Consider the following 24,069-nt stretch of genomic DNA (forward strand, 5'->3'; position numbering starts at 1 on the left):
AGAGGCCCGGCCGTCGCACGACGGCCGGATTGCTATTGAAAAAAGTGGTTATCTCTTGATTACCTTCACGGCCTTGCCGTTGTTTACTTTCACGAAGTAGATGCCGCTGGCCAGATCGGCGAGGTCGATCGAAACCGTGTTGGCTCCTACGTTAGCTACTCGCATTACTTGAGCACCGGCTATGTTGTAAACCTCGACAGTCTCTATTTCGGCAGCAGCCGAGATGTGGATGAGACCGGTCGTGGGGTTGGGAGCGATGCGGGTAACGACAGCCGTATTCTCGATGCCGGTGTAGACGCTGTTGAGTACGAGCGACTTCTTGGCCGGGGTGATGCAGCTGTTGTCGGAGGTAGGCATGGCCCATACCGACAGGCGTTCGCCTGCATTGGAAACGGCGTAGAGATTACCGGCATAGTCAAACTCGAAGTCGTTGACATAGCCACCCATTTCGGGCATCACAATCTTGAACTCTTCGGTTACTTGGGGGATACCCTCTTTCATCTTGTAGGAGTATATGCCTACGCCACCGTTGACACTCAGAGCCACGAGCGACTCTTTCTCGTTGACGGCCAAAGCACCGTTTTGCGACGATTCGCTGATGATGTTCGGTTCGGCCGAGTTGAATACGGCATCACCGTATTGGTCGCTGTAATAGAACATACAGGGGTTGGCGGTAGAGTTACTGCCGGCACCGCGGTAGCTGGCTGCCCAGTAACCGGTCGAAACGGGTACCACGCTGCTGTTGTCGTTGCCTACATAGCTGCTGGCTGCCTTCGACTCATTGGGAGCGGCCGTCCAGGTGTTGCTCTCGCCGATGTTGTAGACGTTGACAAACTTCTTCCACGAGCTGCCCGATGCCGTTTTGTCTATGGCATAGAGTTGGGTCGAAGCACCTTCGCCACGCACGCCCACAGCGGTGATTTGTCCGCATACGTAGGTACCGTCGATCGAGAGGCTGCCTGCGTTGTTGGTAGCACCCGGGAACAGGGTAGTGATTTCGAAGGTCTCGGGATCCATGTAGTAGATACCGGCGTTATCGGCGCTGGCGTCGCACAGGAATACACGTCCGTCGGCTGCTACGGCAGCTTTGCGGGGACCCATACCGGTGCTTCCGCTCCACGAGATGGTGCCCTTGTAGGCGGTAGAGCCTTGGTTGGTGATGTCGCTGATGTCGGCACCGAGTACATATACGCCTACGCTCGAGGTTTGTACTTGTGCGGGGTTACCGGCGCTGACGGTACCGGCTGCGGTATTGGTCACGTAGATGCGTCCGAAGTAGTCGCTCTCGGGCGATTTGTCGATGGCTACACCGTAGGGGGCGTAGTATTGATAGAGAGCGCTGTCGTCGGAAACCTTGGTGAAGCGGGTCACGTTGTCGGCCGTAGCCTTGATGCTCCAGTTGAGTTGCTCGGCAGGCAGTTCGGTGCGGCTGATGGTGGTTTCGTTTTCACCTTTTTCCAGAGCACCCAGCGAGATGGTCTCTACCGTTTCGCCGCTCTCGGGATTGGTGAGGAGCAGGTCGACGGCCGTAGCGTCTTCGTTGAGTTTGAAGTGGATGGTGTAGCTGCTTTCGCTCTCGGTGTAGGAGAGGTCGTAGGCATAGATACGGGCCGGCGATGCGGCTTGTTCTACCCCCTTGGTGGTGTAGCGTACCACGTCGTTGCCTACCATCAGGTAGAGGTCGATGTCGGCATTGTCGACTACGCCTGCACTGCTCATCGGCAGCAGTTCGCTCGAGGTGATGGCAGCCTCGGTATCGCCTACGTTCTGGGCGTGGTCGATGCCGTTGGTTACATCGTACAGACGAACTTTATAGGAGTAGGTGCCTTCGTTCTCTTCGCAGACGGGAGCACTCATGTAAATCTTGTCGGCATAGCGGAAGTAGTTGGCACCCTTCGATTCAACCGGAATATCTTCGGAGAATTCGGCCAGGATGACACCCGTTTCGCTCATCCAGTCGATGATGAACTCTTGCGGCTTGGTGATGGTACCGTCGATGATGAAGCGGCTCTTGGCCAGGGGCGAGAGTACGATTTGGGCGGCTTCGCCGATTTGGGGAGCGGTAAAGTCGGCATTGTTTTTCTGGAAGCCAATCCACTCGCCGTTCTTGAAGTTCCAGCAGAGGTAGCGCATGTCGTAGTCGGTGGTCCAGTCGTTGCCGGGGTGCGAGTCGAAGTAGAGTTGGAACTCGTCGCTCGAGCCGCTCACGGCAATGGTGTTGGCAATGAAGTTGGAGTTGTTGTTACCGGCAGCGGCCAGGCTGTTGCTGGTGTTGGTAGGCAGGGTGGCCAGTACGACAGGGGTAGCATCCTCGAGCGGAGTGGTGTCGTCGCCTTGCCATTTATAGACATAGAAGTCGCCCGTCTGGTACGCGTTGTCTTCTTTGCCGATAATGGTCGAGTTGGTACCGATAATGGCACCGTCGGTGGTGAAGCCGATGTCTGAGAGGACGTAGGGCATGGTCTTACCGTTGTAGCCTTCGGTCACGATACCCTCGGTGCTCATCTCTTTGATGAGGGCTCCCGTAGCGGGGTCGAGTACCATCAGCTTGGGAGCCTTGTCGGCATCGACAGCCAGCACATAATATTTGTTGTCGCGCAGGATAGCCCGACGTACGGTGAGGCCCTCGAGAGCAGCCACGTCGTTGAGCTCGAGGTCTTTGGTGAAGTTGTAGTAGCCGGCAGCGGCAATATCGCCATCCTGTTCGGGGTGCGGATAGTCGAGTACCTCTTCTACCACCTCTTCGTCAGAGGGTTCCTCGTGCTCGAGGTCGGTCAGGCGTTGGTTGATAAAGGCCGTTTCGTTGGCCACCACTTCGATAGGCTCGGTCTCGGGCCAGAAGCCTTCGATGTCGAATACCAGATTGTAGGTACCGGGCTCGAGGTCGGTAAATACGAATACACCGTTATACTCGTTGTCGGTGGTGTATCGGGCAACCTCCTGGCCGTCGGCATCCTGCAGAACCACGGTCACGTTGTTGAGCGGTGCATAGGCGTCGACCGAGTTTACCTTGTAGTTATACAGGTCGTTTTCGAGGCTGTTGTATTTGTCTTTCACGGTACCCATGATGCAGCCCTGCGTCTCGCTGTTGTCGCCAAACCAGGCCCGGATGGCCCGCGCGTAGCGTACGCCCTCTTGCTTGCAATAGTCTTTGTTGAGCAGGCGTTGACGCTCGGGTTGGTAGGTGTGGAAACACCCTTCGCTGAGGAACCCGTCGCAGCCGTGTTTCAGCACGCCCAGATAGCCGGTGTAGCCCATGCTGTTGGCCGATGAACTGCCGTAGAACGAGATGTCGCCCCGGCTGTTGTTCGACGTTTCGCTGGTATAGGCCGATTTGTAGGTGATGTCGTTTTTGTTGACATACTGCCAGGCATCGAGAGCCATCTCGCGGGCATTGGTCAGACCGTTGCCCGAGGCATTGTCGGTACCGCGGTAGAGCAGCAGCGGGTAGTTGGTGCTGGTGCCTTCGGTGGCCGCATTACTGTGTATCGAGATGAAGTAGTCCATGTTGTTGGCCTCGACATCTTGCGTGATTACCGAGAGGGTAACCAGTTGTTGCGTGCCGCTTTCGCCGGGTTGAGTCTCGGTATATTGGTCGTTTTCGGTTCTGTTCTTGTCACCCTCGGCAACCACTCCGTTTACGGTACGCGACATCCGTACGTATCCCACACCGGCTTTTTCGAGCTCGTCTTTCAGCGAGAGAGCCTTAACCAAGTTGGTGTTGGTCTCGAAGAAACCGAGCGTGTCTAATTGTGCATAGTTGATGGTGGCCATGGGGCGGTCGTTGGGTCCCCAGCCGCCGTGTCCCGGGTTGATGTATATACGAGCTTCGTTCAGGTCGCTTGCGCTGGCCGACAGGGCCAACACTACACCCAAACCAGTTCCAAGAAGTTTATTGAGTTTCATGGTGATAATTATTTAGAGGTTGCGACTTTCATTAAATAAATTTCTCCGTTTTGAGTGGTATAAACAATTTTCGAAGCATCGTCCGATGCCGAAGGATACATGCAGATTTGCGATTGGTCGGTCAAAGCCGTGCGGTTTGTCCCCTGAGCCGTAACGGCAAATATTTGCGAGTAGGTCACAACTTCGCCGTTGTCGTAGTCGACCATGCCTACTACCCAGTCGTTGCCCATCCATACCGGGGCGCGCAGGGTGCCCAGCGAAACGGGGTTGGAGCCGTCGATGTTGCAGACATAGGCTTTGGCCTCGTCGATGACGTAGTAGAGCAACTTGCTGCCGTCGGGCGAAACCGAAGGCCACAGATAGCCCACGTTGGTGCCGTTGGGCGAAAGTTGGCGAGTCTTGCCGTTGACGGTGATGTAGAGTTGGCTGTTTTTGATGCTGGGGATAGCCGGAACCGTTTTCAGTCTCTCGCCCGAGAGCCGTTTGGTCACCAGTTTGCCATTGTTTACGGCCAGCACCGTACCCCCTTCGACGCTCACCCCTTCGAGGTTGCGGGTCGGTTTGATCAGTTGCTTGGTCTCACCGGTTTTCAAGTCGAGACTTTTCAGCGAAGAGTAGCGCAAGCGGCCTTTGTATTCGCTTGTACGGTAGACAATCATCGAGCCGTCGCCGGCAAATTGTGCGTTGAAGCCTGCGCTGCGGTCGTTGGTGATAGTGGAGAGCTCGCCGGTGGCGAGATCGAATTTTCTTAACCCGCTCATGTCGTCGCCGGTTACCAGAATATAATCTCCCTTGGGACTTATTTTCGGGAGAAATGCGCCTTGCCCGTCGAGTTTGAGAGCTTGGGTACTGATTACCTCAATCCCTTGAGCGAAAATCAGTTGACTCATAAAAACGAGTACTCCTAAAAATGTTTTTCTCATAACGATTAAAATTACATGGTTTGATATAGATTATTAAGGATAATTCAGTGTCGTTTTGAGTCTTTGTGTTTTTTTAGATATTCAAAGGTAGCAAAATATATTTTAGACGTGTGATATTTATATATAAAAAGTGTTTCCAATATATAAATAAATTAAATTTACAAGAAGCGGATTTGTCTTGACAGTAACTTTGAATGCCGATAAAACCCTTTCATAATCGAGGTTTTAGGTGGCTTATCTTTTGATTGGCTTTTTTTGGGGGGACTTCGAGGTGCGGAATAGAGACTTGTCGTTTAATTGGCGAGGGGTGGATTTTCAGTTACGGCGCGTGGGCCGGGAGGCTTGTAAAAGGGGAAGAGCCTCAGATGGTATTTGGGGATTCCGTATCAAGTGCGGAATGATTGAAGCGAAGCAGTACTTGTGGCAAAAGTCGGTTCTCTTTTAGGTGGTGGAAAGTTGAAAAATGAAAGGAATTGCAACAGTGCATATTCGCACTTGAAAGTCAGAATGAAGAATTGATTAAATAATGGAACGGGAAACATAAGGAAGAACGTATCAAGTTTAGTGAGTATATGGACAAGATATAGCGGTGTTTCCCTCACGTAGAGAAACTGTTTCCGTTGATTGACTTCTGCCGAAACATCATGGACTTCTTTGACGGGTGTAATACAAGAGTTGTGCAAATTGGAGGAGGTAAGGTTGAGAGGTGACTTCTATTCTTCTATGCTCAACAGGAGCTTCCGTTACGAAAATGCAGCTTCCTTATTAGAAGGGGATAAGGACGGGAAAGAATATTACCGCATAAGCGTGAATAATCTTCTGTTTGCACAGAAAGCACATGAATGGAGAAACGATTCGGGTGGCATTTACACAGTAGAGTAAAAGGCTGAAAATATAGAATATTTCTTACATACTGAAGCAAAAGCAAATAAAAATATTAGAAGATAGGAAATTATCGTAAAAATCCCCTATCTTTGTACTCAGATGGAGATTTCCGTCTAAGACATGTTAATAAAAAGAAGCGTTGTGCTTTTCTTGCGAGTGTAAAGCCTGAGAAACTTAACAATCGTATGACAAGAAGGCATAGTGGTTCTCACGTTATAGCGTGGACTGCTATTACCATATCGTCATACATAGGTTTTCTCAGGGCCTACACTCGAAGACGTGGCATTGCAGTTCCACGCTTTGATTTTATATTTTTCTTCTGGGAACTGGGGGAAGTTATATCGTTGTTGGATATGAAAATCAAATTTGTTTTTCTTTTATGGGTATTTCTGTTTGGAATTGTACCTGCATCTGCTCAAGGGGGGCGTTCTTATATTAAACAGGCAATTAACGAGTGGGGCACCTGTCGCAATGTGGCGATTACATTGACTGGAGGGGATTTGGCTCTGAACTGGAATAATGCGTATGCCTCTTCAGGAATTCCACGAAGCCTGTCGGAGGCGTTGGAAGAGTTGAACGAAAATAAAGAATTTATAGATGATGTTCAGCTTACCGAAAGTGGACGCTGGTTGATTCTATATGGGAATAATGGATTTGCATGGAACGATATACCGTATAGCCTGGAACAAAAAATAAGGGAATATAATAATGACAATGAGGTTATTACATCGGTTACTTTTAATGATGCGGGCGCTTGGATAGTGATTAGTCAAGAGTATATTTCGGCGTCGTCTCCGGCTGTGTATGAATGGATAGAAGAGGGGATAGAAAAGTATGGCCAATTGTGGGCAGCCCATATGACGGAGGATGGATTGGTGCTGTGCTATGAGGGGGGATATAAATTTCTGGGGAATGTTCCCGAGAATCTGAAGCAAAAGCTGAGAGAATGTAAAATAGATGTTTTCAGAATCAAATTCTTGTCCGATGGCACCTATTTCATTGCCGACAAGAATGGCTACTATTCGTATTATATGTAGTACTGCTTTGGTAAGAAGATAGACGTGTGCTGATTTTTACGTTGATCCCCCTCTCCCTGCGAAGGGGTAGGTTTGGGGGCGGTTAAAAAAGGAAAAGGCCCGATAATCAAGTGATTATCGGGCCTTTCATTCAGTCGGGGTGACAAGATTCGAACTTGCGACCACACGCCCCCCAGACGCGTACTCTAAACCGGGCTGAGCTACACCCCGCTGATTTGGTGATGCAAAAGTAGCTCTATTTTTTACAATGACAAAATTTTTGTGGACTTTTTTTGCAACTTTTTTTGCTATTTCTCATAACTAATTGTAAATGAGAGTAGATAAATTTATAATTTAAACAGGTCGCGATAGAGGTCGAAGGCAACAAATATCTCTTCCTTGTCGGCATGCTGGTCGATAACGGGGTGACCGATGGCCTGCAAGAGGGTAAAGTTGATGTGTCCGGCCTCGTTTTTCTTGTCGTGGGTCATCAGTTCGTAGAGGGTTTCGTAGTCTTTGCAGGTGATGGCAAAGGCTCCGTAGTGGCGGTAGATGTATTGGGCCAGGCCGGTGATGAGGTCGGAAGGGAATTGCAGGTAGTGGTGCGAGAGCAGCAGCTCGCACACGAGTCCCCAGGCTACGGCATAGCCGTGGGGGATGGGCGTACCCCGTCGGTGCGACAGGCTCTCGAAGGCATGTCCTACGGTGTGCCCCAGGTTGAGGGCCTTGCGTATGCCGGTCTCGAGGGGGTCTTGGGCAACGATGCGTTGTTTTACTTGCACCGACTCTTCGAGCAACCGGAGCAGACGGTCCCAGTCGGGGGTCGCGAGGTCGAAGTCGAGCAGGGCCCGGTAGGAGTCCGGGCTGTCGATGAGGGCATGCTTCAGCATCTCGGCATAGCCCGAGAGCAGCTCTTCGTGGGGCAGGGTGTGGAAGAACCGGGTGGAGATGATTACGGTATCGGCCGGACGGAAGGCGCCGATTTCGTTTTTCAGTCCGTTGAAGTTGACGCCGGTCTTTCCACCTACGGCCGCATCGACGGCGCCCAGCAGGGTCGTGGGCATGTTGATAAACCGGATGCCCCGTTTGAAGCAGGCGGCGGCAAATCCGCCCAGGTCGGTGACCATACCCCCGCCCAGATTCACGAGTAGCGACTTGCGGCTGGCCCCGTGACGGCTCAGCTCGTCCCACACGTGGGCGAGAGCCTCGAGGGTCTTGTGGGTATCGCCCGCCTCGATGTCGATGTAGCGGGTCGATGGGGGGAGCGACTCGGCCACCAGGGGCAACGACAGGGCCCGGGTGTGGGTGTCGCAGAGGACAAAGAGGTTGTCGGGGGCGATGCGTTCGATTTCACGAGTGAGTGCCTCGCCGGGTTGTGCGGTAAATATCAGTTTTTGCGGCTCCATAGGGCAAAGGGGGGTTATCGGTTGGTGGTACGCAGGATTTCGATGAGGTGGTCTACCCGGTCGGCAAAGTCGGGCATGGAGGGGTACACCAGGTCGGCACCGGCCTCGGTGAGGGCCTGGGCCTCGATGGGTCCGGTATCGACGGCTACGGTGAATACCCGGGCGGCAGCACCGGCCGTGACACCCAACGGGGCGTTTTCGATGACAATGGCCTCGTTGGCCTTGACGCCGGCCTTGGTCAGCCCCATCAGGTAGGGCTCGGGGTTGGGCTTGCCTATCTTCACATCGAAGGCCGTCACCTTGCAATCGGGGGCAAATACCCCGGGATAGTCACGGTCGAGGCGGTCGAGCAGCGAGCTCTGTCCCGACCCGGTGACGAGCACGGGGCGTATGCCGTTGGCCAGGAGGCGTTGCAGCATGCGGTCGGCACCCGGCATGGGGACAATTTCGGGCAGTTCGGCAAAGATTCTCTTCTTGATGTCGTAGATGCGGGCGCACTCCTCGTCGGAGAGATGCCGGTCGAATTGCTTCTCGAACAGGCAGCGTATGGTGCTGCTGCTCGTCCGGCCTTCGTGGAGGTAGAACTCGTCGCGGGTGCAGCGGATGCCCATGGGCGTGAGGGTGCGATACCAGGCCTCGACGTGATTTTTCATCGAGTCGTAGAGCACGCCGTCCATGTCGATGAGGGCGGCCTTGGGGTCGATGCACGCGGCGTTATGTTTGATCAGGTAGTTTTGGATAGCTTTGTTTTCGCACATCTTTGTCGGTAGTTTAGTTATACAAAAATAGAGGTTTTGCAATAATTTGCCAAAGAGGAAATTTGTGAATGCTTCGATTTATCTTTTGATTATAAAATAGCATTCACTATTTTTGTGAAAAATTATAGTTGAGATATGAAGACAGTTATCAGGAAATGGTTCCCGGCTTGTGCATTGAGCGTGCTTCTGTGTGCTTGCGGGAGCAACGTAGCCGACGGCGACTATGCCGGCGCGTTCAAAGAGTATGTAAAATCGGAACTGAAAGCCGGTACGTGGGTTTTGTCGGCCGATGAGGGGTTGACCCCCGACCAGGTCGATTCGATTCAGGTCGAGGCCCTGCACGAGGTGACTATTGCCGACAGCCTCCGGGCCGGTCGTCAAGCGGCAATCGATACCTATGTATCTACCGAGCAACAGTTGAAATACGAGATGGAGGTGGCCGAGCACAACTACAAGCTCGACGAGAACAGCCAGTTTGCCCGCCGGGCCGACTATGCCCGCAAACTGCAGGAGGCCCAGCGTGCCCATGGCAACGACCGCAACTATGCCTCGAAAATCGAGGGCTACAAACTGGCCATGGAGCGTTTGCCCGAAAATCACGAGGCCTATGTGAAATTCGACAAGGAGCGCGACTTCTCCTACATCCGTAAATACGAAGAGGCCAAGGCGGCTTACGACCAGTTTGTGGGCGTGAACGTCGAGGACTATATCGGGTCGTACGAGTCGCTGGCCCAGTATGCCGGTCGCGATACGGCCGAGGTGTTGGGCACCGTGGCCCGGGTGGAGTTTATCACCCCCGACGGTTATCAGTCGGCCGTGGTGCTGTTTAACGAAAAACCGACCTTTGTCAAAGCTATCCTTACCGATTCTGAAGCGTTGGAAGACGACGATACGGTGGGCGATGCCGCAGAGTATGACGCCGAGCTGGAGTCGGAAGATTGACGCTCGCCGTTGCCGATAACGCATTGTAACAGCATGTACCGAGGCTGCTCCTTTCGAGGGGGTGGCCTCTTCTTTTTCTATTTATTTTTATTCTCTTTGAGTCTGTTAGGCTACACGGCGAAATTTTTTCAAAAGGCCTATAAGGGTTGATTGCCTTTTTTTTGTCATAAAAGTGTAATGACCTTAAACATCTATTTAAATTTATAGATTCATGAATCACATTAAAAAAATGCTCCTAAGTGCCGCCACTCTTCTGCTCTCGTTCGGAGGCTGGGCACAAAACAATCCGGTAGCCAACGAGGCCGCCATTGTCCAATCGGGAAACATGCGTTTCACGGTGTTGACTCCCGAAATGATTCGTATCGAATACAGCGAAAAGAAACAGTTCGAAGATCGGGCTTCGTTTGTGGTCATCAACCGCAACTTGCCGGTACCCCGTTTCACGCAAGAAGAGCGTGACGGTTACCTCTATATCACGACCGACAAGCTGGAGCTGCAGTACAAGTTGGGTACCTACCCGGTGAACAATGACCGTTGCGACCACAACCTGCAGATAGCCTTCGAGGTGAATGGTGCCGAAGAGGTGTGGTATCCCGGGAAAGAGGACCCCTATAACCTGAAAGGTACCACCCGTACCCTCGACAATGCCGAGGGCGATGTGCGCGAATGGCTCGAGAACGGTTTGCTGTCGCGGTCGGGCTGGGCGGTAATCGACGAGCGCGAGCCCCGCAAGGATGGCAGCCTGAGCCTGATGTTCGAGAAAGACCCCGACGGGGGTATGGACTGGGTGGCCCAACGCAAAGACCCCAACTCGCTGGACCTGTATTTCATGGGCTACGGTCACGACTACAAGCGGGCTTTGTACGATTTCACCCGCATTGCAGGTAAAATGCCGTTGCCCCCGCTCTACGTCTTTGGCTACTGGTATTCGAAATATCAACGCTATACCGAGCAGGACATGCGGGATATTGTGAACGACATCCGCTCGCGCGACATCCCCATGGATGTGCTCGTCATCGATATGGACTGGCACCGCAACGGCAAGACCGGCGATACCAACGGTACCGAGTGGACCGGCTGGAGCTGGAACAAGGCGCTCTTTCCCAACCCGGCCGGCTTTATCGCCTGGTTGCACGAGCAGCACCTCAACACGACGCTCAACCTGCACCCGGCCGATGGTGTTTTCCCTAAAGAGGATAACTACGAGGCTTTGTATGCCGACTTGTCCAACCGCTATTCCGACATCACGGCCGACAGCCTGACCAATGCCGACGGTACCATCCGCTGGAATATCGAGAACAAGGATTTCTACGAAGCTTTCTTCGAGCACATTCTGCGCCCGCACGAGAATATCGGTGTCGATTTCTGGTGGGTCGACTGGCAACAATGGATGATTGCCCAGAACGAACCCAACCTGGGCAACACCTTCTGGTTGAACCATGTCTTCTTCAACGACAAGAAGCTGCAAGGCAAGGACCGTCCCTTCATCTTCCACCGCTGGGGCGGACTGGGCAACCACCGCTATCCTATCGGATTCTCGGGCGACTCGCATTCGACCTTCTCGTCGTTGGCCTTCCAGCCCTATTTCACCGCTACCGCCTCCAATGTAGGCTATGGCTACTGGAGCCACGACATCGGCGGCCACATTCAAGACTGGCCCAACAACTCCGAGCTCTACCTGCGTTGGATTCAATACGGTGTATTCTCGCCCATCTTGCGCACCCACTCGACGGCTGCCGGCCACATCGAGCGCCGTATCTGGAAATATGAGAACTTCGAGCAGATGCGCGATGCCATCTATCTGCGCTACGCCCTTATCCCCTATATCTATACGATGGCCCGCTGGTCGTACGACACGGGCGTAGGCATCTGCCGCCCCATGTACTACGACTATCCCGAGGCCGACGAGGCCTACCGCTACGAGGGTCAGTACATGTTTGGCAACGACATTCTGGCGGCTCCCATCACGGCTACCGACAACGGTACGAACCAGAGCGAGAAAACCATCTGGCTGCCCGAAGGCAAGTGGTACGAGGTGATGACCGGCCAGGTGCTCGACGGCGGTCGTGTGGTGACGCGCACCTTTACCCGCGACCAGATTCCCTACTACTATCGCGAGGGGGCCATCGTGCCGCTCTACCCGCGCATCATGCACCTGAAGGAGCGCCCCGAAACGCTGATTCTGCAATTTGCTCCGGGTGCCGAGGGTGAGTTCAACTTCTACGAAGATGCCGGCAACAGTGCCGACTACGAAACCGCCTATACCTTTACCCGCATCACCCAGCAGAGCGACGGAGAGAAGACCGTCTGCACCATCTATCCGCGCACCGGCTCGTTCGAGGGCATGCCTCAGTCGCGCTCTTATCGCCTCGAGATTCTGGCTCGCGACGAGGCTCCTGCCCGGGTAACATACGCCGACGGTACGGCTGCCGACTATGAATACGACGCCGAGGGTAAGAAGATTGTCATCTCGGTACCCGCTACGGCTTGCAGCGAAACCATAACCCTCACCGTTGAATAAAAGGAGGAGGCGGTTATGGGAAAAGCAGGTAAATATATAGTTGCTTTTGCCTTGCTGTGGGGCATGTTTCCGGCAGCAGGCGCCGAATGGAAACTCGTGGGCGATACGGCCGAGCTGAAGAGTCCGGTGGTATTCTCGCCGGTGAGCGACAACGCCAATCGGTTTGAGTATGTAGGGCCTATGGTCGAAGAGCTCTTCAAGGTAACCGACGGTACTACCCAGTATATTCAGGAGTGTGGCAGCAACAACCCTCTGGGCGACTCCATACCCCTGCGCGAGGCCGACCCCGACGAGCGGGGCATGAGCATCCGCTATGCCGGCAAGACCGATGTATACCGGCTCACCCTTACCGTCGACGGTGAGGAGAAGAGTCTGAAAGCCGAGCGGATAGAGTTGCCGAAGAATCTCTACATCATCGGCGGCCCGTTCAACCGCGAGATTCAGTTCTGGAAATTCCAGGATGCCAAGCAACTCGTTCCCGATACGCAGTATCCCTATATCTTCTACTACAAAGGGGTGATGCGCTACAACGACGAGGGCGACGAGTGCGGCAGCTTCATGTTCATACCGCACTTGACATGGGACGACAAGTATCACCCGGCGCTCACGGGCGACTGCCCGATTGCCGACAAGATAGGTCAACCGCTCGACATGCGGCTGAATGGCGAGGATAACAAATGGAGCATCGCCTCGGACCGCAGCGGCGACGGCTACTACGAAATCAAGGTCGATCTGCTCCACATGACCATGACGGTCGAGAAGTTCGAACCCGACCTGATCGAGGATCCCTTCCCCCTCTCGGTATTTGCCGCAGGTGCCGCCATGCCCTGTGGGTGGGACAACTCGCACCCGATGGTGCTCGACCCCATTGCCGACGGTGTATACCGCTGGCAGGGCGAGGTGCAGGGCGGCGATTTCAAATTCCTGCGCCGGCGGGGTACCTGGGAACGCTGCTATGTGGCCACGACCCGCGACGAGCCGGTTCACCCCGGTGAGGAGCACGACGTAGTCTATGAGTACAACTCGTTTGTCGAGGGCAACGACTACAAGTTTACCGTGGCTGCCACCGACCCGTGTATCATCACGCTCGACCTCAATCGGATGAAGATGCGCGTCGATACCGAGGAGACCATCGGGGGCAGCGGCATCGCTCCCGTCGAGGAGTTGGGCGGCCTCACCTGGTATGCGTGGAATCATACGCTGTCGCTGCACACCACGACTGCAGTGGCTTTGCAGACCCATATATTTGCCCTTGACGGGCGACTGGTTGCCCAGCGCAATTTTGTCGGGAGTACCGATATAACCTTGGCGCGTGGTTGTTATGTGGTCGTGTTGCGCGACGAAAAAGGATTGAATTATGCTAATCTTAAAGTGCTGGTACGCTAATCTGTGCGACCTGTAAACGAGAGGGGCACTGCACGATACAACGGTATCGGTCGGTGCCCCTTCGATTTTTCTGTCAGGTATGTGTCTGTCTGTGTGTAGAATTGGCCGGCCGGCGGGTTACGGTACCACCACCTTGAGGGTGTGGTTGCCGCAGCGCAGCAGGTAGAGGCCGGGTTGCAGGTCGAGGGTATTGTCGCCTTCGAGGCCCGGCTGTTGCCGTACCAGTTGCCCTTGCAGGTTATAGACCGTCAAGGGGCACGAGGCTTGCAGGCGTACGACGAGGCCGCCGGGACGGGCCATCACCTTCACCCCGGCGGGGTCGCTCTCGAGATTCTCGACACTGGCCGGGAGGGGAACCTCGGTCAGCGCGGTCCACGACGACTGGTAGAGCTTGCCGTCCGATTCGGCATAGGCACTCATGCGGAAGGCGAAGCGGTCGCCCCACGCCTGGGGCAGGTCGGTGAAGGTATAGCTGTTGATGCGTCGTCCCTCGACGAGCCGGTAGTCGTAGTTGTAGCTGAAGCTGTCGCCCGTGGAGAGGTCCTGGGTGAGGGTGAGTTCGTCGAGATACATCTCTTGCGTATAGTCTCTCTGTCGGAAGTAGATTTCGAGACTGGTCGCCGGGCTGCTGTGGTCGAAGGTAATCGTGACCTCGTTGTAGCCGGGGTGGGAGAGTGTGACGCTCTTTTTCTCGGCATTCCCCGTCTGGTAGTAGTTGTTGAAGTCGACCTGGTCGCCCATGGCTCCGTAGATGCGGGCCTTGGCTGTGTATCCGCCGGTGTTGCTCATGGCGATGGTGGGGGTGGAGATGCTGATACCGCCGAGCATGCCGCCGGTCCAGCAGCCGTAGAAGGCCGACCAGTCGGGCACGGTGGTGTAGTCATCGTAGTTGGTGCCGCCCATGTCGTCGACCGGTAGCTCTACGGTGCCGCCGGTGAAGGCGTCGAAGTTCTCATAGAGAACCGTCTGTCCCGGCTCGTCGCGTTGGGCCGTGTGGGTATAGATGTTGTAGAGCACGTAGCCGTCGGCCCCGATTACGGTGCTCCAGTTGGCGGTGTACTGCCCGCCGTGCACTTCGGTAAAGTCGTTGAGGCGGGGCGTTTCGAGGGAGCCGGCAAAGCCGAAGACATCGACGATGTTCGACTCGGCCGAGCGTTCGCTGCCCTGGATGCTCTGCACCGTATAGAAGTAGTCGGTATCGGGTTGCAGACCGCTTACGGGGACCGAAGTGTTTGTGGTCTCCAACCCTTCTATCAGATAGTCGCGTGTCTTGACCATTCCGCCGTAGGTGATGGCTATGTCGTCGATGGCGGTGGGGCTGTTCATGTCGGGAGCCTCGTCGGTGTAGGTGATTTTGAACCGGATGCACCCCACGGGAATTTCGCGGCTATACTCCACGATGCCGCCGGCCGGGTAGTAGATGGTCGAGGTTTCGCCCAGCAGGCTCCACTGGTTGCCGTCGTAACCGTAGGCAGCTACGGTGCCGTTGCCGTTGGCATTCTTGACCCAGAACGAAAACCGTGAAGCGGGAGCTGGGAGGATGGGGGTGACTATCGAGTCGAGCTCGGAATCGAAGGCGAGGGCTATCGTGCCCGAGTGTACCGAGGTGGTGTCGGTGGCGACCGTCGTGGTGTAGAGCTGGCGCACCGAGCCGCCGGTCACGTCGAGGCTCCACCCCTCGGGCAGGGTCGACCGGTCGAAGTCGATGTATTTGTTGCGCTTCGATCCCAGCGTGGTGGGGACCAGCCCCTCGAAACTTTCGGTAATCGAGGTCTCGGGGGTACCCGAATCGGCCATTGTGTAGGCAAAAACATTCAGTTGATAGCCCGATGCCGCTTCGACGGGCTGCCAGTTGGCTGTGAACGAGGTGGTGGTCACATCGGTAGCCGGGAGAGCGACGGGAGATTCGATGGCGGCTTGTGTCGCTTGCAGGCCATAAAGCGCCCACAGGAGAGCAATCAGTTTTTTCATAGCTCGAACGAATAAAGTTTACCCCGTAAAGATAGGAAAATATATGGAAAAATGTTACTGAAAAGCTATATAAAGTAAAAGCCCGCCGAAAATCGGCAGGCTTTTGCTTTATAATTGTCACCAGAAGTGCGATGGTCAGATGCGAGCCTGGATGGCTTTGCTCTCCTCTTCGTAGCCGGGTTTGTTGAGCAGGGCGAACATGTTGCGCTTGTAAGCCTCTACGCCCGGTTGGTTGAAGGGGTTCACGCCCAAGATGTAGCCGCTGATACCGCAAGCCTTCTCGAAGAAGTAGATGAGTTGGCCCAGATAGGTTTCGGTGAGTTCGGGAACCACGATTTTGAGGTTGGGCACACCGCCGTCGACGTGGGCGATTTGCGTACCGAGCTCGGCCATCTTGTTCACCTCGTCTACGCGTTTGCCGGCCAGGTAGTTGAGGCCGTCGAGGTTCTCGTGGTCCGAGGGGATGGTAACCGTGTGCTTCATCTGGGCTACCGAGAGAACGGTCTCGAAGATGATGCGTTCGCCCTCCTGAATCCATTGACCCATCGAGTGCAGGTCGGTCGTGAAGTCGACCGAAGCGGGGAAGATGCCCAGGTGGTCCTTACCTTCGCTCTCGCCGTAGAGTTGTTTCCACCACTCGGCAAAGTAGTGCAGTTTGGGGTTGAAGTTGACGAGAATCTCGACCTTCTTGCCGCTCTGGTAGAGGGCGTTGCGTGTAGCGGCATAGATGGCGGCGGGGTTCTGCTCGAAGGGAACCTCTTCGCCACAAGCCTTCTCCATGGCAACGGCACCGGCCACGAGGGCGCGGATGTCGAAGCCCGCGATGGCGATGGGCAGCAGACCTACGGGGGTGAGTACCGAGAAGCGGCCGCCTACGTTGTCGGCGATGACGAAAGTCTTGTAACCCTCGGTGTCGGCCAGTTTGCGCAGGGCACCCTTGTGGGCGTCGGTGATGGCCACGATGCGGTGTTTGGCCTCCTCTTTGCCCACTTGAGCCTCGAGTTGCTCCTTGAGCAGACGGAAGGCGATGGCCGGCTCGGTAGTCGTTCCCGATTTGGAGATAACGACGATGCCGAACGATTTCCCCTTCAGCAAGGTTTGCAGTTCATACAGGTAGTCCTCGCCGATGTTCTGTCCGGCAAAGAGGACAATGGGGTTTTTATGTTCGTGGTGCAGGAACTCGAAGGTATCCGAGAGGGCCTCGATTACGGCTTTGGCACCCAGGTAGCTGCCGCCGATACCGATAACGACTACGATGTCGCAGCGCTCTTTCATCTGTTTGGCTGTGGCTTCGAGGTCGGCCAGATGGGCTTCGGTTATTTCGGAGGGCAGGTGCAGCCAACCCAGAAAGTCGTTACCCTTGCCGGTACCTTTGTGAAGCATTTCGATGCCGTTTGCAGCTTTGTCTTGCAAAGCGAAGACGTCGCTCTTGGATACGGTTCCTAAAGCTTTTTCGATGTTCAATTCGATTGATTTCATAGCTTTGACTCTATTTGTTGATTATAGAAATGTATCGTAAATATTTTCGATGGCATGCCGGGGCAATACCTTTTTGTAAAGTATATCATAAACGCATTGCAGGATAGGCATGTTCACGTGGTAGCGCTCGTTTATCTCGTAGATGCACTTGGTGCCGTAGTATCCCTCGGCAATCATCTCCATCTCCATCTTGGCGGCGTTGACCGAATAACCGCGCCCGATCATGGAGCCGAAATTGTGGTTGCGGCTGAAGCGGGAGTAGGCGGTCACCAGCAGGTCGCCCAGGTACACCGAGTCGCTGATGTTTCGATGTTCGCAGGGCGATACGGCCCGCAAGAAGCGGTTCATCTCGTTGAGGGCGTTGGAGACAAGCATGGCCTGGAAGTTGTCGCCGCTCTTCATGCCGTGGCAGATGCCGGCGGCAATGGCGTAGACGTTTTTCAGCACGGCCGAGTATTCGATGCCTCTGACGTCGGTCGAGACGATGGTTTTCAGTTTGGCTCCGTTGAGGGCGTTGGCCAGCGCATGGGCCCGCTCCAGGTCGTTGCATCCCACGGTGAGGTAGGAGAGTCGTTCGAGGGCCACCTCCTCGGCGTGGCAGGGGCCGCCGATGACGGCCAACTGCGATTCGGGCACGTGATAGAAGGTTTGCAGATACTCGGTGACAATCATGTTCTCGTCGGGTACGATGCCCTTGATGGCCGTCACTACGAATTTGCCGCTGATGTCGGTGTCCAGCTTCTTGAGGTGGGCCTTCATGTAGGGCGAGGGCGTCACCAGTATCAGGGTGTCGGCCGCTTCGGCAATTTCGTTGATGTCGGAGCTGAAGTGGATGCGCGAGGTGTCGAAGGCGACATCCGACAGGTACACCGGGTTGTGGCCGGTTTGCTTGAAATCGGCAATACGGTCGTCGCGCCGCATGTACCACAGGATGCTGTCGGCATTGTTCAGCGTCAGCTTGGCCAGCGCCGTAGCCCAACTGCCGCCCCCCATGATCGCTATTTTACCGGGAATGGTCATGTGATAGGATAGGGCTTTTTGGAGGATTATTTATTTGCGTTTTCTACCCAATTTTTTACGTCGTCGACCGTGGGGTTAGCCAGGTCGAGTTTATATTTCTTGTTGATGCCGCAAATCTCCTGGTGCATCTTGTTGGGGTTGGCCTCGGCCAGGTCGGCTACGGTGAGGTAGCCGGCTTTCTGGATGGGGGCTACCCATTGAGCCGGTACACCTATGGCAGTATAGGCGGCCTCTTTGTCGCGTTTCTGTACCTTCTCGGGACGCATCTGCGGGAAGAAGAGCACCTCTTGTATGGTGGTCTGGCCGGTCATCAGCATCACGAGGCGGTCCATGCCGATACCCATGCCCGACGTGGGGGGCATGCCGTATTCGAGGGCGCGGATGAAGTCGTTGTCGATAAACATGGCCTCGTCGTCACCTTTCTCCGAGAGACGCAGCTGCTCTTCGAAGCGCAGGCGCTGGTCGATGGGGTCGTTCAGCTCGGAGTAGGCGTTGCACAGCTCCTTGCCGTTGACCATGAGCTCGAAGCGCTCGGTCAGCTCGGGGTTGTGGCGGTGACGCTTGGTGAGGGGCGACATCTCGATGGGATAGTCGGTGATGAAGGTAGGTTGTATGTAGTGGCCTTCGCATTTTTCGCCGAAGATTTCGTCGATGATCTTGCCCTTGCCCATGGTCTCGTCGATCTCTACGCCTATCTGCTTGCACACCTCGCGCAGTTGTGCTTCGTTCATGCCGCTGATGTCGATGCCGGTGTGCTCCTTGATGGCGTCGAGCATGGTGATGCGCTTGAAGGGCGGCTTGAAGCTGATGACGTTGTCGCCCACTTTGATCTGGTCGGTACCGTTCACGTCGATGCAAATCTTCTCGAGCATCTTCTCGGTGAAGTCCATCATCCAGTTATAGTCCTTGTACGAGACGTAAATCTCCATACAGGTAAACTCGGGGTTGTGGGTGCGGTCCATACCCTCGTTGCGGAAGTTCTTGGAGAACTCGTATACCCCCTCGAAGCCGCCCACGATGAGGCGTTTGAGGTAGAGCTCATCGGCAATGCGCAGGTAGAGCGGAATGTCGAGGGCGTTGTGGTGTGTGATGAAGGGCCGGGCGGCGGCACCGCCGGGAATCGATTGCAGAATAGGGGTCTCGACCTCCAGATAGCCGCGGGCGTTGAAATACTCGCGCATCGAGGTGTAGACCTTCGTACGTTTGATGAAAATATCTTTTACTCCCTCGTTTACTACCAGGTCGACGTAGCGCTGGCGGTAACGCAGTTCGGGGTCTTCGAACGAGTCGTAGGCCACGCCGTCTTTCATCTTGACGATAGGCAGCGGGCGCAGCGATTTGGAGAGTACCGTCAGTTCCTGGGCGTGTACGGTGATTTCGCCCGTCTGTGTGCGGAATACGAAACCGCGGATACCCACGAAGTCGCCAATATCGAGCAGCTTCTTGAATACCGTGTTGTACAGCTCCTTATCTTCGCCGGGGCAAAGGTCGTCGCGCGAGATATATACCTGGATGCGGCCCACCGAGTCCTTCAACTCGATAAACGAGGCCTTGCCCATGATGCGGCGGCTCATGATGCGGCCGGCGATAGATACCTGACGGGGCTCTTCGGCACCGTCGACAAAATTATCTTTTATTTCCTGAGAGTAAGCATTTACCGGATATTCGGCTGCGGGATAGGGCTCGATGCCCATTTTGCGCAACTCGTCCAGACTGTTGCGGCGAATGATCTCTTGTTCGCTCAGATCGAGAATATTCATAGACGTAAGTTTGTAAATTTTCGCAAAAATACAAAACTTTGGGCGAAAACGTCTACGATTTGGCGTAAATTATTGTTATCGAACGGTCATTCAGGGCGTTGTCTCGTGCGGGGGCCTGAGTCTGTCGTCCGGTTTGTCGTCGCCCTCTTCGGGGGCGATGATGTCGCTCTTGCCCTTGAACCACTTGAAGATGTTGATGCGCAACCGGCTGCCGTGGGCCTCGAAGTAGTTGTTGAAACACGAGTTGATTTCGCAGCCGTAGACCACCAGCAGCACGATGGCCGGCAGCACCGGTATGCCGAAGGGGGTGCCGAATGCCTGGCCGAAGCTCGTGGCTACCAGTATCCAGCAGATGTAGTCGATTATTTTGTTGATGCTGCGGCGCACGGCCCGGCTCTTGCGGATGACCTCGCCCCGGTGGCGCGCCGCGTCGATGCCGAATTTCAGGTCGGCCAGTACCAGAGCCAGAGCTGCCAGCAGAAACCAGCGGATGGGGGAGACCAGGTCGGCCGCCCAAGCCAGATACGACGCCAGGGTGCCGTTGATTACGTTGCGTTCGTTCATGTCGGAATTTGCATTTAAGTGGTTCTGCTGCAAATTTCGGTCGCCCGCCCCGCCCCGCCGTGGCCTGTTGATAAAAAGAGGGAGTCACCCCGTTGCGAGGATACCCCCGCACCCGATGCGCACCGTGTCACCCCGCACGGCGATGCGGGGTCCAGGCAAGTGTCACAAAGGAAAATGTATTTTGCGGGTAATTTTGCCGGTATCTCTGGATACCGCATCGTGGTGCGGTATGACGTGGAAGTCCCCCCCGCACTGGGTGTGGGTAATGTGTATGAGTGAGGTGTAAATACAGCAGAGATGAAGAGGCTTGAAAATCTTCATCTCTGCCGATATTCTTTTAAGGGTAAGATTTATAAGTCTTCGCCGTTGGCTTGGTTGTAACCGTTGTCGTAGTATAGAAGGATATAGTACTCGCCGTATTGTTCGGCAATCATAAACCAAACGGATTTTTTATAAAGCTTGTCAGTCATGTATTGCAGCAATTCCGTCATAAACTCTTGTCCTTGCTCTTCGGTAAGGGATGATAATTGTTCCTGTGAATATTTGGAAAAAATGAATGCTTGGGTTTCTTGCGCAATGGCAGTCGAATCTATTCCTCCTTCCGGGACTTGAAAATAAGATGCTTGGTATCGTTTTTTATTCACGGACATCTCATAAGAGATGTTGTCATCTTCTGGTATGATGTAGGACTCGGAAGATACAGATTGATATTTCTTATTGTTTTCAAATTGTCGACAGAGGGCATTGAACCGTATTCTGATGTCGCTTTCACTTGAACTTATGGCATCTCTTACCATGATGCGATATACTTTATCGCTGTTTGTTACGACGGAGATGTAGGAGTCTCGGCCATTGAACTCTCCTTTCAAGCAATCTAATTCGCTGTCGTATCGAAATCCTTTTGCCTTGAGCTTTTGAATCATTTCGCTTTTGCTTCCGTCTACAGGAATTCCCAAAAATTTAGTGACATCGTTCTGTGCAAATAGTGCCGTTACGCAAACGAACAGCATCGAGAGTGTTAATAGTCTTTTCATGATTTTAGCGTATTAGTAATTAGAAATCTATTGTGTAAGAAGCTGATGATGAACCTTCGCCTTTGATAACGAATGGCTCTTCTCCACGGCAAACGTAGATGCGAACAGTCTTGCTTGCCCCAGTAGCTTGAATTTTTGCCTTGAATCCTTTAGATACAGGACCATAGGTTTCCTCCCAGGATTTTACATTTGGTTCAATCGTTTTTGAGCCTGTTTCGGTTTCGACGGTAACTGATTCTATTCTGGCATTTTCATAGCCTACACCTCCATAGGCGAGTGCTGTGTATTTTACATAGTAGTTCGCATCGGTTTCGGTCCCGGTTTCGGTTTCCGGTTGGGTGTTTGATGGAGAGGGTTCATCATTGGTACAAGAAGAAAATGCTAACAGCGTTAATAAAGCGCTTAGCAGGGCGATAATTTTTTTCATGTTCTTTATGGTTTGAATATAAAAATGGCGTGTAACTATTCTTCGCTTGTCTTTACGTTTGGTTACCGCCAAGTGACCATATTCCACAACAAGCACAGAACAGTCCACGCCGTTACAACGTGAACCTTCAGACGCTTGTTCTCGTGGAATGAATGATTGGCGGTATTCAACGTAAAGAGAACAAGAGCTAAAAGCTCAATTATTTCGATAAAAATATTTTTCTATTTACAAGTATATCTCCTTTCCTATTAGGTATTAAAAAAATCGTTTCTATGGTTGTTTTTTATCTGTATGATACAAAGGTACAAAATTCTAATAAAAAAATCTATATATATGATTTTTAATTATCAGGAATAAAACTTGTTGAGTTAGATTCTCTCTGGATTCCGCGTCGTGGCGCGGAATGACGAACGCCACCACGTCGTGGCGCGGCATGCCGGCGGGGAAGGGACGGAGAAAGAAAATCCCGCGGGCTCGTCGGGAGGGAGGGTGAGAGCATCGCGGGATTGGGACGTATAGCAACTTGTCCCTTATTGGGCACTGTTCTTTTTCAGCCATTCGAGGCGGCGCATGTCGGGCAGGTGTTTTACCTTGAAGTGCTCGAAGGTGGCACGGAATCCGTCGCCGTCGGGGCTGGCACCCATCACGCCCACCTGAACGGGGGTGTTGTCTTGCAGCCAGGCGTTGCGCATGAGGGTATATTCGTTGTCGTCGAACGAGTAGAATATCTCGACGGCGTCGAGGCGTCGCACGGCCTTGATCCAGATGTAGGGCACGGCCCGGTCGAGCGTGATGACACTCCAGTCCGATGTGTGGTGGGTAACCACGGTGCTGAGGTTGAATTTGCCGTCGACGAACTCGATACCGGCCTTGATGTAGTTTTCGTGGTCGATGCGCAGCATGATGCCGGCCTGGTCGAATCGGGTCTTGTAGTCGCCGGTGACTTTGACCTTGACCTCGAACTCACCGCCGTAGGTGGCGTAGTAGAAGGGGGCATCGTCGACGGTGAAGCCGTAGTGCGAGATGCGCCAGTAGTCGGTCTTGGGGGTTACAAACATGGCGAGGGTGTTGTCTTTGATTTCCCATTGTTCGGGTTCGTTGAACCATTGCATTTTTTCTAACGATTGGGCCATGCCCGAGGTGGCAGCCAGCAGCACGGCGAAGGTTAACAGAATTGAGCGTTTCATTTGTATGTGTCTATAAGCGGTAAATAACCATTACTTTTTTTATATTTGCAAATGTATAGAGCTGAAATAGAATATACAATGATTATAAATAACCATTTTCTATCGTGGATATAGTCGGTAAACTTAACAGTCTGTTTCTGAAGCAGGACAGTGCCAAGGGGCGCCGTTACCTCGACGAGCTGGAGCGCTACAAGAGGGTGGCTCGCAGCTACAGCCTGATGGAGGGGACGGTGTCGGTTTTGAGCGACATGCACGCCAACGTGAGCTACCTCTATTATGGCGGGTTTGCCAAGACGCTCAATCTGAAGCGCCCCGGCACCGAAGAGTCGATAGCCTCGATTTGGGAGGAGAACATATTGGGATTGATTCCTCGTGAGGACTTGTATGACAAGTATTTGCAGGAGTTGCGTTTTTTCAACTTCGTGAAGCGTCTGCCCAGGGAGAGGCGCCAGCACTACTGCCTGGTGAGCAAGTTGCGCATGCGGTCGCCCTCGGGCGATTGCTTGTGGGTGTGCCACCGCATGTTTTATGTGCCCGACCCGTTCAACAACTCGTTGTGGCTGGCGTTGTGTCTGTATGGTCCGCTGTCGTTCGACTGGCCGGGCGGGGGCCATCTGGTCGATACGGTCACGGGGGCCGTGGTCGAGCTGGGGGCGCGCGGCGAGTCCAAGATTTTGTCCGATCGCGAGATTCAGGTACTTCGGCTGATTGACAAGGGGTTGATAAGTAAGCAGATAGCCGATACACTCTCAATCAGCATCCACACCGTGAGCCGGCATCGGCAGGAGATTCTGGCCAAGTTGCAGGTGCGCAACTCAATCGAAGCGTGCCGCGTGGCCAAGGACCTGGGGCTGCTCTGACCGTGTGGCGTGTGGCGGCTGTGT

The 24,069-nt window shown here is 53.9% G+C and carries 17 protein-coding genes and 1 tRNA gene; 5 read left to right on the plus strand and 13 right to left on the minus strand.

Annotated features, from left to right (window positions below; translation table 11 throughout):
* Positions 1-48 precede the first annotated feature (48 nt).
* Together ABGT88_RS03520 and ABGT88_RS03525 are read right to left on the minus strand one after the other, a co-directional pair.
* On the minus strand, positions 49-3,906 hold the full coding sequence (locus ABGT88_RS03520; RefSeq protein WP_346700471.1) for a T9SS type A sorting domain-containing protein: 3,858 nt from the start codon (positions 3,904-3,906) through the stop codon (positions 49-51).
* 8 nt (positions 3,907-3,914) lie between these two features.
* The gene (locus ABGT88_RS03525; protein ID WP_241147844.1) at positions 3,915-4,796 is read right to left on the minus strand and encodes a hypothetical protein; all 882 of its coding nucleotides are present in this window, start codon (positions 4,794-4,796) and stop codon (positions 3,915-3,917) included.
* A gap of 1,271 nt (positions 4,797-6,067) precedes the next feature.
* On the opposite strand from ABGT88_RS03525, the gene ABGT88_RS03530 reads away from it, so the two are divergent.
* Entirely contained in the window at positions 6,068-6,751 is a 684-nt protein-coding gene (locus ABGT88_RS03530) for a hypothetical protein (RefSeq protein WP_346700473.1), read from the plus strand.
* A 134-nt stretch (positions 6,752-6,885) separates the two neighbouring features.
* Here ABGT88_RS03530 and ABGT88_RS03535 read toward each other — a convergent pair.
* The 3 genes from ABGT88_RS03535 to ABGT88_RS03545 form a co-directional block, all read right to left on the minus strand.
* Positions 6,886-6,961: transfer RNA gene (locus ABGT88_RS03535), tRNA-Pro, on the minus strand.
* Positions 6,962-7,077: 116 nt separating this feature from the next.
* Positions 7,078-8,136, minus strand: coding sequence for a 3-dehydroquinate synthase (gene aroB / locus ABGT88_RS03540; protein WP_346700475.1), 1,059 nt, complete (start codon positions 8,134-8,136; stop codon positions 7,078-7,080).
* A gap of 14 nt (positions 8,137-8,150) precedes the next feature.
* Positions 8,151-8,894: an HAD-IA family hydrolase gene (locus ABGT88_RS03545; protein ID WP_346700477.1), complete on the minus strand. Its 744-nt coding sequence runs from the start codon at positions 8,892-8,894 to the stop codon at positions 8,151-8,153.
* A gap of 135 nt (positions 8,895-9,029) precedes the next feature.
* On the opposite strand from ABGT88_RS03545, the gene ABGT88_RS03550 reads away from it, so the two are divergent.
* From ABGT88_RS03550 to ABGT88_RS03560, 3 genes are all read left to right on the plus strand, one after another.
* Complete coding sequence (locus ABGT88_RS03550; RefSeq protein ID WP_143240958.1) at positions 9,030-9,836, plus strand: hypothetical protein; 807 nt, start codon at positions 9,030-9,032, stop codon at positions 9,834-9,836.
* Between the two features lie 211 nt (positions 9,837-10,047).
* Positions 10,048-12,357 carry a TIM-barrel domain-containing protein gene (locus ABGT88_RS03555; protein WP_346700479.1) on the plus strand — a complete coding sequence of 770 codons (2,310 nt, stop codon included), beginning with the start codon at positions 10,048-10,050 and terminating at the stop codon, positions 12,355-12,357.
* Between the two features lie 15 nt (positions 12,358-12,372).
* Positions 12,373-13,743, plus strand: a complete 1,371-nt coding sequence (locus tag ABGT88_RS03560) for a hypothetical protein (RefSeq protein WP_346700481.1) — start codon at positions 12,373-12,375, stop codon at positions 13,741-13,743.
* A gap of 117 nt (positions 13,744-13,860) precedes the next feature.
* On the opposite strand, the gene ABGT88_RS03565 is transcribed toward ABGT88_RS03560, so the two are convergent.
* The 8 genes from ABGT88_RS03565 to ABGT88_RS03600 all read right to left on the minus strand — a co-directional run bounded on the left by ABGT88_RS03565 (position 13,861) and on the right by ABGT88_RS03600 (position 23,185).
* Entirely contained in the window at positions 13,861-15,714 is a 1,854-nt protein-coding gene (locus ABGT88_RS03565; RefSeq protein ID WP_346700483.1) for a T9SS type A sorting domain-containing protein, read from the minus strand.
* 135 nt (positions 15,715-15,849) lie between these two features.
* The gene (locus tag ABGT88_RS03570) at positions 15,850-17,193 is read right to left on the minus strand and encodes a glucose-6-phosphate isomerase (protein ID WP_300130797.1); all 1,344 of its coding nucleotides are present in this window, start codon (positions 17,191-17,193) and stop codon (positions 15,850-15,852) included.
* A 21-nt stretch (positions 17,194-17,214) separates the two neighbouring features.
* Positions 17,215-18,213 carry an NAD(P)H-dependent glycerol-3-phosphate dehydrogenase gene (locus tag ABGT88_RS03575; RefSeq protein WP_087409024.1) on the minus strand — a complete coding sequence of 333 codons (999 nt, stop codon included), beginning with the start codon at positions 18,211-18,213 and terminating at the stop codon, positions 17,215-17,217.
* A gap of 26 nt (positions 18,214-18,239) precedes the next feature.
* Positions 18,240-19,973 carry a lysine--tRNA ligase gene (gene lysS / locus ABGT88_RS03580; protein ID WP_087409025.1) on the minus strand — a complete coding sequence of 578 codons (1,734 nt, stop codon included), beginning with the start codon at positions 19,971-19,973 and terminating at the stop codon, positions 18,240-18,242.
* A 90-nt stretch (positions 19,974-20,063) separates the two neighbouring features.
* On the minus strand, positions 20,064-20,537 hold the full coding sequence (locus ABGT88_RS03585; RefSeq protein ID WP_346700486.1) for a phage holin family protein: 474 nt from the start codon (positions 20,535-20,537) through the stop codon (positions 20,064-20,066).
* Positions 20,538-20,887: 350 nt separating this feature from the next.
* Positions 20,888-21,571 (minus strand): hypothetical protein, encoded by a 684-nt coding sequence (locus ABGT88_RS03590; RefSeq protein WP_346700488.1) that lies wholly within the window; start codon positions 21,569-21,571, stop codon positions 20,888-20,890.
* Positions 21,572-21,590: 19 nt separating this feature from the next.
* Positions 21,591-21,998, minus strand: coding sequence for a hypothetical protein (locus ABGT88_RS03595; RefSeq protein ID WP_300130790.1), 408 nt, complete (start codon positions 21,996-21,998; stop codon positions 21,591-21,593).
* Between the two features lie 530 nt (positions 21,999-22,528).
* The gene (locus ABGT88_RS03600; RefSeq protein ID WP_346700491.1) at positions 22,529-23,185 is read right to left on the minus strand and encodes a DUF1349 domain-containing protein; all 657 of its coding nucleotides are present in this window, start codon (positions 23,183-23,185) and stop codon (positions 22,529-22,531) included.
* A 104-nt stretch (positions 23,186-23,289) separates the two neighbouring features.
* On the opposite strand from ABGT88_RS03600, the gene ABGT88_RS03605 reads away from it, so the two are divergent.
* Positions 23,290-24,045, plus strand: a complete 756-nt coding sequence (locus ABGT88_RS03605) for a helix-turn-helix transcriptional regulator (protein ID WP_346700493.1) — start codon at positions 23,290-23,292, stop codon at positions 24,043-24,045.
* Positions 24,046-24,069: the final 24 nt, after the last annotated feature.

It is taken from the genome of Barnesiella sp. An22 (genome assembly GCF_963931395.1).
GTDB classification, from domain to species: Bacteria; Bacteroidota; Bacteroidia; order Bacteroidales; family Barnesiellaceae; genus Barnesiella; species Barnesiella merdigallinarum.